Origin of the sequence: Treponema vincentii (assembly GCF_018336815.1) — a bacterium.
Taxonomy (GTDB): domain Bacteria; phylum Spirochaetota; class Spirochaetia; order Treponematales; family Treponemataceae; genus Treponema.
The window spans coordinates 1348709-1361902 of the sequence record NZ_CP050497.1; the positions used below are offsets into that span (position 1 = coordinate 1348709).

10 protein-coding genes and 1 pseudogene are annotated in these 13194 nt (G+C 45.0%); all 11 read left to right on the top strand.

The window, feature by feature from the left end; translation table 11 throughout:
• Positions 1–12 precede the first annotated feature (12 nt).
• Entirely contained in the window at positions 13–795 is a 783-nt protein-coding gene (locus GWP40_RS12760) for a hypothetical protein (protein ID WP_230974646.1), read from the top strand.
• Positions 796–817: 22 nt separating this feature from the next.
• On the top strand, positions 818–3817 hold the full coding sequence (locus GWP40_RS06170) for an InlB B-repeat-containing protein (protein WP_230974647.1): 3000 nt from the start codon (positions 818–820) through the stop codon (positions 3815–3817).
• A 766-nt stretch (positions 3818–4583) separates the two neighbouring features.
• A complete protein-coding gene (locus GWP40_RS06175) occupies positions 4584–5567 on the top strand; it encodes an AAA family ATPase (RefSeq protein ID WP_212566485.1) in 984 nt (327 codons plus the stop codon).
• 2 nt (positions 5568–5569) lie between these two features.
• On the top strand, positions 5570–5974 hold the full coding sequence (locus GWP40_RS06180) for a hypothetical protein (protein ID WP_212566486.1): 405 nt from the start codon (positions 5570–5572) through the stop codon (positions 5972–5974).
• Positions 5975–6541: 567 nt separating this feature from the next.
• A complete protein-coding gene (locus tag GWP40_RS06185) occupies positions 6542–7396 on the top strand; it encodes a uracil-DNA glycosylase (RefSeq protein WP_414162769.1) in 855 nt (284 codons plus the stop codon).
• A gap of 3 nt (positions 7397–7399) precedes the next feature.
• Positions 7400–9401: pseudogene (priA, locus tag GWP40_RS06190) on the top strand (replication restart helicase PriA).
• Positions 9402–9487: 86 nt separating this feature from the next.
• Complete coding sequence (locus GWP40_RS06195) at positions 9488–10360, top strand: type I phosphomannose isomerase catalytic subunit (RefSeq protein WP_212564627.1); 873 nt, start codon at positions 9488–9490, stop codon at positions 10358–10360.
• 434 nt (positions 10361–10794) lie between these two features.
• Entirely contained in the window at positions 10795–11898 is a 1104-nt protein-coding gene (locus GWP40_RS06200) for an endonuclease/exonuclease/phosphatase family protein (protein ID WP_212564628.1), read from the top strand.
• 148 nt (positions 11899–12046) lie between these two features.
• A complete protein-coding gene (locus tag GWP40_RS06205) occupies positions 12047–12412 on the top strand; it encodes a VOC family protein (RefSeq protein ID WP_212564629.1) in 366 nt (121 codons plus the stop codon).
• Positions 12413–12686: 274 nt separating this feature from the next.
• Positions 12687–12845: a rubredoxin gene (gene rd, locus GWP40_RS06210; protein WP_212564630.1), complete on the top strand. Its 159-nt coding sequence runs from the start codon at positions 12687–12689 to the stop codon at positions 12843–12845.
• Between the two features lie 14 nt (positions 12846–12859).
• Complete coding sequence (locus tag GWP40_RS06215) at positions 12860–13144, top strand: hypothetical protein (protein ID WP_212564631.1); 285 nt, start codon at positions 12860–12862, stop codon at positions 13142–13144.
• Positions 13145–13194: the final 50 nt, after the last annotated feature.

The window sequence follows — 13194 nt, forward strand, 5'->3', positions numbered from 1 at the left end:
TCGGGGTTTTAAATGAAAAAAGTTATGCGAGGCGTTATTCTTTCAACTCTGGCTCTTTGCCTTTCCATTGCCTGTAAAAACTACACGGCAGATATAGAGGAGTATTTAAGCTATTGGTCAACCGAAGCATCTATCGCAGGTTATAAGTTTGATACGGTAGCTCAAACCGATGCTGAAGGTACGCAATGCGTTCCCTCTAAGGCAGCTGTAACGGTTACATTTTCCCTGCGCAATCCTAAAAACTTTCATTTTAGGATGCCGGGAGATTCCGATGGCCCTGCCGATATTATCACCTTTCCGCAAACTCAAAATACATCCGATAAAAGAGCTGCTGCACCTCAATCCGGCAAAGATTATCAGTTCGAGAAAATTTCAAATACCGAGCTGAAGCTTACCTATACTCCTGCCTTTTTACAAAAGTATGAATGGGGCAAGGGGAATATAACTCCTTCTATTAAGCTCTATACCACGGACGGCAGAGTATTCAAACAAACCGTCCCGTTTAAGCTCAAAGTAAATACTCCTCCTCCGGCTATTGACAAATGTGTTATTGCACAGACAACAACCGCTTCGCCTTCCGAAACTTCTTATTACGTCCTGTGCTTGCAACTGCCGAGTATCGAAATGGAAAAATTGTGCGGCAACAAACTTTTGCATGGAGATATTGTCGGCATTGAAATTGGCGGCTCACTGTATCCTCTTTCGGTTGACGGCGCTCAGAAACAGCTGAAAGTACAAGACGGCGGTCCGTTTATCGGTAAAGATAAAGTAACAAAATTAGCGCCCCCCCGATGAGGAAGCTATTCCTGCTGATTGGGTGCTGTATTTTAAAACCGATGTTAAAGTAATGCCCGGTAGTGCAAAACAAGACTATACGATTAGATTGAAGGACGAAAAAGGACTGTATTCAAAATCGGTTACGGCAAGGACTCAGTTAAATGAGCCGCAACAGGCGCAAGTTACTGTCATTACGGGGACAAAGATAGATTCTCTTTCGGGTGACGGAACTGCACAGAATCAGGCGATTGTCATAAAAGCTGCCGCTTTAGCGCCGGAAGCTCAAATTACGCTCAGTGTTTCCGCTACAGGCGTAAGGATTCATTATACGCTGACGGAGGTAGGGCAGGCACCGACACCTGAGCAGGCGGGAACTTCTCCCGTTACCGTAGATATGCCGTTACACGGAGCAAGCGAAAAACAGTATGCATTAACCTATCATACAGCCGGAGTAGGATTTAAGCCGAGCGCTTCTAAAACGGTGTACTATAAAGTCTTAAAGGAACATACGGTAACCTTTAATTCCAAAGGCGGAGGCGAGGTTCCTGCTCAAATGGTACTCTATGGTTTTAAAATTTCGCCTGAACCTGCCGCACCGACTGCTCCGGCGGGATATACGTTCCGCAACTGGTGCAAAGACGATGCCTGTACAACTGCATGGGATTTCGCTTCCGGTACGGTAACATCCGACATTACCCTCTATGCAAAATGGGATCCAGAGGGAGGTGTATCGTACACGGTACAGCACTATCAGCAAAATATTGATGATGATGATTACACGATTGTTTTCGGTGATACTCAAACATTGCACGGTACTACGGGGACACTGACAACGGCTACGGCAAATGGCTATGCCGGTTTTGAGCCGATCCCCATTGAGCAAAAAACGATTACCGGAGACGGAAATACGGTTGTTGAAGTCAAATATACGAGGAAAACAACCACCGTAACCTTTAAGCTCGCAGGCGGGAAAATCGGCAGTAGTACGGCTGATGTTCCTCTGTCCGGTAAATTCGGAGCAACGTTTACCGCGCCTGTACCGACCAGACAAGGCTATACCTTTAACGGCTGGAATCCTACACTGCCTGCATCGCTCGTATTCCCTGCAGCAAATGCGGAATACACGGCGCGGTGGACGCCAAAGACCTATATCGTAACATTTAAAGTAGACGGAGGACAGGGCGGAAAACTTATAGGTTTATATGACACCCAATATGACACAGCAAGCGGCACGGAGCACAAACAATTTACCGATGTTCCCTACAATAGTGAGGTAAGATTTAACGCACAACCGGCTCTCGGCTATGAAGTAGATAGCTGGACGGGTGCGGTTCCTGATTCCGGCAATAATAACAATGCTTCTCTAACGGTGCAGAATAACGTAACCGTTATCGTCAAGTTTAAGGCTGTTGGAGGTCAGAGTCCGGCAATAACCACGTGGGAAGCCTTACGGAAAGCAGTTCAAGAAGCTTCCGACGGTGCCGTTATCGAAATAGCAAACGATATTACGTATGAATGGACCAGCACGGAATCTACAATAAAGGTAAAAGAGAATATCACCGTAAAATCAACCGAGGGCAATAGGTATACTTTGAATGCACATGGTACCGGAGCTGATGGAGGGACTGCTGGGACAAAGATTAAAGGTATTTTTGAGGTGGATAGCGGTAAGACCTTAACGCTTGAAAGCGTAATCCTAACCAAGACCGAAAAATATGCCGTCTATGTTGATGATAATAGTTCCCTTACAATGAAGAATGTAACGATTAAGGACTGTAAGACCCAATATAATGCAGCCGGTATTTACTTTAATAAAGGCAAAGATTTAATACTCGAAAACTGTAGAATAGAAAAGTGTAAAGGAAAAAGCAGCCTGTCATCCGGCGGTATCAATATTCAAGAGCCGAAAGGAACGGTGAGCATAAAAGATACGACTATTGAAAACTGTGAAGCAGAAGCTAACGGGGGAGGTATCAATCTGTATAACGGTAATAACGTCCAATGTAAGTTGGAAAATGTAACTGTTAATAACTGTAGTGCACTGAGAGGAGGCGGTCTGCACGTTAAAGCGGGAACTCTTACTATATCGAGAGGTTCTTTTACAAAGAATTCAGCGAGCGGTGTAATTGCGAACGGCGGGGGTGGAGCTATTTATAACGGAGGTTCCACGATTACTATAACAGAATGTACCATCGGCGACGACGATACAAGCAAAGGGAACTATGCGGTACAGGGTGGTGGTATATTCGTCAATTCGGAGGCTAAATGTATCTTAAAAGCAGGTACAAAAATTAGCGGTAACACTGCTATGCAGATAGGAGCAGACGTTGGTAACGGTGGCGGTATTTTTGTAGATAAAGATTCAGGCGATATTAAACTCGGTACATTAACTATCAATGAGGCTAGTGAGAAACCTGTTATCATCTCTAAAAATACGGCTGATTACGGCGGGGGCGTGTATAACCGTGGAACGGCAGCTATTAACCATGCTGAGATAAAGGATAACAACGTACAATACTACGGTGGCGGAATGGTTAATGCAGGAACGTGTACGATGGACAGTGTTAGGATAGAGAATAATGAAGCTTCTAACCAGAATAGCAACGTTGGAAATGGAGGCGGTATCTATAGCGATAAAGAGCTTACGCTTAAAGATACTACCGTTATCGGCAACACTGCCAAAAGGGACGGAGGGGCTATATATATTGACGATTCGGTCTTCAATATGTCGGGTTCTACGGTTATTAATGTTGAACCAAGCGGAGGAGCCACTGGTCCAAGCAAGAATGACATATATTTGACGAATACTGCCTTTATCACGCTGACCGCTGAGCTAACTGCTACGGAAAAAGTTGCACGTATTACGTTAAATAGTACGAACGGCGGCTATCAAAACAACCGAGAAATAGTGAAGGGCGATTCCAGTTTTACTATTCCATCAGGCTACGAAAATAAATTTACGATAACGGATAAAATAGGCAGCCAGCCCCATTGGAAGCTTATTTCTCAAAACCATGTATTGAAGCTTAGGCTGAAATAGGCTTCTCTTGTATGTAATAGGTGATATTCACTACTTCTTTGCATTTTCTTGCAATTCCGTGTATAGTATCCGCAAATATGGTAGGGTAATCACATCGGGCCGTTTTCTTAGTAACCCCGCAGAAACGCCCACGAATGAACGTCCATGTCCATTCGTGGGCTACGAGTTTTTTGCAGAGCAAAAAACATCGTTGCTGCAAAGAACCACCGCCGTCCGTGGCGGTTCTGAAATGTTGCGGAGTGATTTTTGTGAAATAACGAAGTAGATGCCCGCATATTTCAAAAGGAAATATGCGGCGATTTTTATCTATGTCTGCCCGATGTGATTACCCATCTGCTAGAAAAAATGTGCGAAATTTTGTTTCTCGAAAATGCAACAGTTGAACGAAATATGAATTTTGGAAACTGTTGCATTGGTGCGCGGTAAGCGCACAAGTCAATATGCAAGTTTTCGAAAGAAAACTTGACGGTTAAGGTGAGCGACGTCATTTTAGACGCTCACCTTATACCTACGAAATTTCGCACAAATGGTAGGGTAATCACATCAGGCCGTTTTTTTACTAGCCACGCAGAATAATTGAGGCTTACAATTGACGTATAAAAAAATATATAGTATAGTTTTATTAGTTCTGAAAAATGGAACTAATAAGACAGAAGGACTATTATTATGGTTGTAATGAACTTGGAGCTTAACAATCTCTTCGGGTTTCAAGATTTTAAAGTCAATTTTTCGTATCCCAAAAAATTAGTAAAATCCACTATCGAAAATGAATATTTGGAAACAAAGCCGAATTTTCGTTATAAAAAAAGTTAATATTCTTATGGGAGCGAACGCTTCCGGAAAAACATCTCTCGGTAAAGCGCTCGTTGATATTTTTAACTTTCTTTCAAAAAAAAATATAAAATCATTTGACGATAATTTTTTAGATGAAAAAAGCGAAGCATATTTTTCTATCGATTTTTTAGTCGATGATAACGTTTTATACAGAGCTGTCTGCACATTTCTGCCCGAAAAAATAGTTTCACTTGATGTCTTTTCTTCCGAAATAGCAGTTAACGATTCGTATGAAACGTGTGTAAAAAAACTCCAAAAATTACACGGAGAAGATAATATTGAAAAATTAGAAAAGCTACCTCAGTTTGGGTGGCTATTTACATTTCCTAGAGATGAGAAAAGCTCATCCTTACTCAAGGATAATGCCAATATATTGGATTTGGATATTTTAAATGCGGTTTTGCAGACGCTTGATACCTCTATTACAAAGGTTTTAAAGAGTATGGAAGTTGATAAAAGCTATATTATAAAAAGTAAAACCGGCGATCTCTTTGTACAAAACGGGGAAGTTGTTGATAAGAATTTTTTATCAAGCGGAACGAAAGCCGGTTTGGATATAGCTTTTCTTATTAGCGCTTTATACGAAGGTACGCATGGCTTTTATTATTGTGATGAACAATTTTCATTTATACAAAGCGATATTGAACAATCTGTTTTAAGCTTAATGATTTCTTTATTAAAACCGAATACGCAATTATTTTTTACGACACATAATGCAGATATTTTGGAAATGAATTTGCCTATACATTCGTTTATATTTCTAAGAAAAAATGACAAGATAGAAGTCGTTCACCCCGAAGAAAAAATAAAAAAAAATAACATATCTTTAAGAAATATTGTAAAAAATGATGTACTCGATATCTCTCCGGATATAAATAAAATTCTTTCAATCGAATATCTTAATGAGGATCGGTGATTATGGCAGCCGGTACAGTGTGTTTTTATTTGGTTGAAGGTCAAATGGAAGAAAAAGCTGTAAAGATATTAAAAGGAAAATATATCTTATCGGGAAAAGTGAGCGTCTTACATCAACGGAAAATAAGTAATACACTTTTACGGCTTATACCTCGGGAGTCTAAAGTTATTATAGTTTTTGATACGGATGCCGCTGATACGGAGCATACACTTTATGAAAATCTGAATATGCTTCAGCGGGAAAACATCGAGACGGTTTTAATTCCTCAAGTAAATAATTTTGAAGATGAAATCATATATGCAACTTCAATCAAAAATATAAAAGAATTGCTCAACAGTAAATCAAACAGTGATTTTAAAAGCGATTTTTTTAAAGGAGAAAAATTGCTTAAAAAAACTGGAAGATAAAGATTTTGATATATATAAATTCTGGTCGAGAACCGCCGACAAAAGCTCTTCTTTCAGTAAATATGAAAATAGGTCAAATAAAATAAAAAAATTGTAACTATTCAGCACTAAAAAATAAAATCATTTAAGGGGCACGGAAATCAATTTTTTCCCAACTGTATCTAAAAAGCGTAAAATACTACAGTTTCCGTATGAGGTTAGAAGAATAGGAAGGCGCAACTTATCAGTGGTTTTTCTTTGCATTTTCTTGCAATTCCGTGTATAGTATCCGCAAATATGGTAGGGTAATCACATCAGGCCGTTTTCTTAGTAACCCCGCAGAATAAAAAAGGTTGTTCAACCTTGTCTTTTGAAATATGCGGGCATCTTCTTCGTTGCTACGAAAAAATTAATCCTCAACGTATCAAAGATACGCCTGCGGTTAATTTTTTCTCGCGCCTCGAATCTGCTCCACCTATTTCAAAAGGCTGACGGAAGGGTTAGTCATAAAAACGGGGCATCTGCGTCATGAGTTGTACACGGATGTATAACTGCTTAACAGTCTATTTTCAAAAGGCTAACGGAAAGTTGATTATGGAAACGTGTGAAGTATTATATCGTTTTTTTAGAACTGCATCGGAATATATTGAAGGATACCGCAGCGATGCGCCGTATCCCCAATCGTTTGCATTTGCTGCAGCATCGGAGCCGGTCGCTCGAAGTTCTGCGGATTTAACGGGTGGGGACTCATCCGGCGAGGCTGTTACGCTTGCGGCACATCCCGCGGGTATCGGCAATGAACGGAGCGGCTTTTTTGCCGATGAAGATTCTCCGGCAGACAGTTCCGGCGCATCGTTCCGGTCGATGCAGGATATCTACGCTGCGGTTGCCCAGTGCTCCGCTTGCGTTTTGGGGCAAACCCGTACTCATCCGGTGGCGGGGGAAGGCCCCGAAGAGCTGTCCCGCCTGACCAACTCCGTTGAGGTGATGGTAATCGGCGAGGGGCCGGGCGCGGACGAAGACCGGCAGGGCAGACCCTTTGTCGGCAGGGCGGGGCAGCTTCTCGACAAGATGCTGGAGGCTATTCAGCTTTCGCGTAAGACCAACTGCTATATCACCAATGTGGTCAAATGCCGCCCGCCACAGAACCGCGACCCCGCGCCGGAGGAACGGAGTTGCTGCGCCGCCTTTTTGGATGCGCAAATACGGCTGCTCCGCCCTAAGATGATTCTGGTGATGGGGCGCATTGCCGCACAGCATTTGCTGCAAACCTCCGATGGTATCGGCAAGCTGCGGGGGCGTTTTTTCGACTATCAGGGGATACCGCTGATGCCGACCTATCATCCGAGTGCCCTGCTTCGGGACGAAAGCCTTAAACGCCCCGCATGGGAAGACCTCAAGCGGTTCCGCGCCCGTCTGCACGAACTTCAGGCGCAGGGCTAGTCTATGGCGCAGTGGCTTGAGCTTGTCTTTAAACTTCCATTATATCAATCGTTCTTTTACCGGAATCCTGTTGCTGCGGATGGGCAACAATCGTTGGCCGGCAGACGTGCGGCGGTTCGATTCGGCTCGCGCAAGCTCGTCGGTTTTATCGTTGCGGAACATGAAACGCTGCCGAAAAGCTGTCCTTTTGCCGAAGCCGATATAAAGCCGATCGACCGCATCATCGATGCGGAACCGCTTTTTACCGATGAACAGGCGGCGCTCGCCCGTTGGATGTCCCGCTTTTATATCTGCGCCGAGGGGGTTGCGCTGTCTGCGATGCTGCCCTCCGGTAAACGAGAAGCGGGGGAGCTGAATACCGACGGGATTGAATTCGCCGGAACCGATTTTTCCGCTTCGGCACTCACGCTTTCGGATGAACAACGTTCCGCCGTAGAAGCGATTTCCGGCTGCACCGGCGGCGAGTTCTTCTATGTGTACGGCATCACCGGTTCCGGTAAAACCGAGGTCTTTTTGCAGGCCGCCTCGCGTGCGCTTGTTGCCGGAAAATCGGTTATCTACCTTGTGCCCGAAATCACGCTGAGCCATCAGGTTGCGGAAACCGTCAAAAAGCGTTTCGGCGACCGCTGTGCGGTGCTCCATTCGGGATTGACCGGCAGCAAGCGGCTTGCGGAATGGCGGCGTATTGCGCGGGGCGAGGCGCGAATTGTCGTCGGAGTGCGCAGCGCCATATTCGCCCCCGTCCGCGATTTGGGACTCATCATCATCGACGAGGAACACGACGGTTCGTATAAGTCAGGCTTTGCGCCCCGTTACCATGCACGGCAGGTTGCGATGTACCTCTGCAAAAAAACACGGCTGCCCGCTGGTGATGGGGTCGGCAACGCCGTCGGTAGAGGCTTGGCATTTGATGAAAACCGGCGCAATCCGTACTCTGCGGCTGAGCGAGCGGCTTTCCGGCGGGGCTCTGCCTCATATCCGCATCGAATCGCTGTTGCATACGGCCGGAGCCTTAAGCGCTGCGCTGATCGATGAAATGCGCCGCACCAAAACCCAAGGAAAACAGACCATTCTCTTTTTGAACCGCCGCGGGTTCTCTCATTTCTTTAAGTGTAAAAATTGCGGACACGAGCTTTTGTGTAAAAACTGTTCGGTGCCGCTCACCTTTCATAAAAGCGAGGGGTTGATGAAGTGCCACTACTGCGGATGGACGGCAAAGCCGCCGAGCGCTTGCCCCGAATGCGGCTCCATCGAGGCGGGCTACACGAGCATCGGTACGGAATATATTGAAGAACAGGTGCGGAAAACCTTCCCCGATTGCACCGTTCAGCGTATCGATACCGATGTGCTGCAAAAAAACAAGCAGGCGGTTCACATCTTAAATAACTTTCGGGACGGCGCCGTCGATATTTTGCTCGGCACGCAGATGATTGCCAAAGGGTTAAACTTTCCCGGCGTGCGGTTGGTCGGAATTGCACTTGCCGACACCGGTTTGCAGATGCCCGATTTTAGAGCTGCCGAGCGCACGTTTTCGCTCATCATGCAGGTAGCGGGTAGGGCAGGGCGATATGTTCCGGACGGGGAAGTTATCATTCAAACCTATAATCCCTATCACCCTGCAATTGTCTGTGCGCAGCACAATGATGTGGAAGGTTTTTATACACAGGAGCTAAAGCAGCGTCAGGCATTGGAATTTCCTCCCTTTGCCCGCCTTATCCGGCTGGTGTTCCGCAGCAAAGATCAACACAAAGCGGAAGAAGCCGCTTTCGGCGCGCGGGAGCTTTTACCGCAGCTGTTTCCGCCGGATGCTGCGGAAAGCATAGAAATACTCGGCCCGTCCGACTGTATGCTTTCGCTCGTAGCGGGCAATCACCGGATGCAGCTGCTGTTGCGCGCCGAAACGCTCGCACCGATGCAAAAAGCCGTGTACCGGTTTATCACCGAATACAAAGCGGCTGTTGGTGTGTATATCGAAACGGATGTCGATCCGGTCACTTTATTGTAAGGTAGGCATCTCTAAAAACTTGGTTGGATTTGCTTCGCATCCTTCGGAATCAACAACCCCGACGAGATGCAGTTGAGGGGGATGATATGCAGCAGAATATAACGATGTTTAAAACACAGCCTTTTGTTTCCGAAAAGGTCTGGGGATATGAGCGGTGGATTGTCTCCGTTCATCCGGCGGGCAAGTCTCTTGTAGATGATGCGGCGGCGCAGATAGGCGGAACACTGCTTGACGCGATCGTCGGCGCTTCGTATCCGCTTTTGATTAAAATCATTCAGGCGAACGAAACGCTTTCGGTGCAGGTGCATCCCGACGATAACTATGCGCACCTCCATGAACACAGCGCCGGTAAAACAGAATGCTGGTATGTGCTCGATGCGGTTCCCGATGCAAAGATTATTTACGGATTGCAAAAGGATTACCGCCGCAGCGAGTTGGAAACGGCCATTCGGAATAATACGCTCGAGCGCTGTCTCCGATCCGTTCCCGTCTCGAAGGGGGACTTTATCTTTATCCCTGCCGGAACCGTTCACGCGATACAAGGCGGCTTGCGGCTTTTAGAGGTGCAGCAGTCAAGCGATATAACCTATCGGCTCTATGACTGGGGACGTCCCCGTGAGGTACATATACAAAAAGGACTTGATGTATTGCGGTATCTGCCTAAGTCTACACTGACGCCGGAACATCCGTTTAGCGGAAAAACGGTATGTCCGTATTTTCGGCTTGAAAAAAAAGATTTTCCCACTACGGAGACTATTTCGTTTTCGGCATTTGATACCCCTGCTGCAAAAACGGGATGGTGCAGCCTCTTTATCATCTCCGGAAACGGTATGCTTGAAACTGCCGGAGTTCCCGCCTTGCAGGTAAAAACTGAGGACTGCATTGTGGTGCGGCGGGAAGCTGCTGTTTCCGTACTGCCTGATCGGGATTCGCTGCTTTCGGTTATGCTGATGGGGTAACCGCATTAAAAATATTTTCCGCGGGGTTACCTTCCTTCTGTCCGAAATTTTGCTTAAAATTTCGGACATTTTCCGATAAATGGGTAAATGCATCAGGTAGAACAGATAAAAACCGCGGAAAAATTGAGACTGTGAGACCATTTGAACCATCTTCAACGGTTGTACGTCCATGTACAACCGTTGAAGGCGAGTTTTGTGCGTGCACAAAACATCACTACTGTATGGAACCACTGCCATCCTTGGCAGTTCTGGTTGAATAGTATCAATTTTTCTGCGGGGTTACTAAGAAAACGGCCTGATGCATTTACCTCGATAAAACAATGTTGACAGAATGAATATCAAAGCTGATAATTATTGTTAAGAAAAAAAATAGGAGTTCACCGGTTAATCGATGTCGCGAAAGAACCGGCAGCTTTATGTAAAGGATGGTCTGAATGAAAACGTTTTTGGTACGAATTATTTTTTTTGTGTTAAAAGTAATCGGCGTGATTGCAGCGGCTGCCGCTATAGCGTTCGGGATTCTGCTACTGTTTATTACGATAACGGAATATCGCCCCCAAGCTCAAGAGCCTGCTGAAATCATCGGAGAAACTGCTCTTACGGAAGAAACCGTTGCGCTTGCAAAGCCGATCGATATTATCAGTTGGAATATCGGCTATTGCGGTCTTGGCGCAAAGCATGATTTTTTTATGGACGGCGGTACTATGGTGCGCCCTTCGGATAAGAAAGAGGTCGAAGAAAACCTTGCAGGAGTTATCGAGACACTGAAACGGTATCCTTCCGATTTTTACTTTATTCAAGAAATGGATAAGTCCTCAAAGCGTTCCTATTACATCGACCAAACGGCGGCGCTTACCGAGGCGCTTGGTACGGCGCTTACCTATACTTATAATTTTAAGGCGTCGTATGTACCGTATCCGATTCCCCCAATCGGAAAAGTGGCGAGCGGAGTCGGCCTTTTTACGCGATACCCCTTTACGGAGACCTATCGTTTTGCGTTGCCGGTACCGTTTAAGTGGCCGGTCAGTACGGTTAATTTAAAACGCTGTATGCTGATAACCCGTTTTCCCCTCGAATCGGGCAGAGAGTTGGTAACGGCCGTGCTACATTTGGAAGCTTATGATGAAGGGGAAGGAAAGATTGCGCAGACAAAGGCGGTCGCCGATTTTATTCGCGCTGAATATGAAGCGGGCAATTATGTGATAGCGGGCGGAGATTTTAATCAAACCTTTCCGGGAACACGGTCGTTGTATCCCCTCTATGATGAATTTTGGGCGCCCGGTATAATGGATGCAGGCTTACTCCCTGAAGGTTGGCACTTTGCCGTCGATGACAGAGTTCCCTCGTGTCGCCTGAACAAAGCGCCGTATACGGCTGCGCTTACCGACGAAAATATTCGCAAAAAGTGGCCGTACTACGTTATTGACGGCTTTATTTTGTCTCCGAATATTTCTCTTTTATCGGTGGAGACACTCGATGAATCTTTCCGGTATACAGACCATAATCCGGTAAAACTGCGTGTTACGTTGAATCCCTAAAGATGCAGGAGAACGCGTATACTATAAATAAATGATGCTGCCTCTAATCTTTCCGGAAGAAGATATTCCTTTTGCAAAATTGTCCATTGTTGGGTATACTGTAAGTATCGCAGATACCGGAATACGGATATTTGCCAAGGAGTAAAAGATGCAGATGAACAGTGTGGTTATTAGAACCGACAACATGGAAAAATCATTGCAGTTTTATGAAAAGGTTCTCGGACTTACCTTTGAGTCTATGATGTCTGCTGCCCCGGGGAAGCAGATTGCCTTTTTGTACGATCCTAAGTCGAATGGCCGGTTGGAACTGATCCATAATGATCGTTCAAAGGTGAAAAAGGAAAACTCTATTTCGTTGACTTTCAGTGTAAATCAGATTGGAGAGACGGAAAAATATCTCCGCTCTAAAAATGTCCGTATTATTATGCAGCCGCGAACGGTAAAAGATGGTAAAAAGATATTAACAGCGGTCGATCCCAATGGAATAGAAATAGATTTTATTGAAGCTAAATAAACAGAACAGCATCTCTAACAAGAACCTCTTTTTAGAGATGCTCAGATATAAAATGTATTAGAAAAAATGCAACCACTGACAAGTAAAGGCATGAAGGAAGATGTCCTATGAGCGCGATACAATAGCTTTTCGATTGCTCTCCCCTATACCCAATTTTGTGCTATACCCTTATTTTATTGTTGATATGCTTTGTCTGCACCTACTTGTAAAATCGTCCTAAAACCCGTATAGTGTTGACCTGCAAGTATTCTGTAAGGAATAGATGGAGTAGAGTATGGATAAATATGTATGCGATTTATGTGGTTATGAGTATGATCCTGAAACCGGCGATCCTGAAGGTAATATTAAGCCGGGTACTCGATTTGAAGATTTGCCCAAAACGTGGGTATGTCCCCTCTGCGGCGTTTCGAAGGAAGGATTTAAAAAGGTTTAAGTGGAGAGTGTAAAATGACAAAAAATGATTTTATCAGTGCAATCGGATATGACGGTGCCGCTGCGGTAGTCGATAAAGAACGGCGTGCTAAAAATGGCGGAAAGAGCTTGACGGAATTGCTTGAGGCAGGCGCTTTCCGCAGCGCAGCTGCCTTTGCAGTCTACGATGATTCTCAAGAAGAACTGCAAACCGTTACGGATTATTACAATAACTTAGCCCATGCGGATTATACCACGGACAATATTTTGCGGGTATTCGGTATTACCAAAACCAACAGCAAAAAAGTAATCCTTCTATAATGAATAAATAAATGCTATTGCATTAAATCTAAGGAAAATTTCTAAAATGT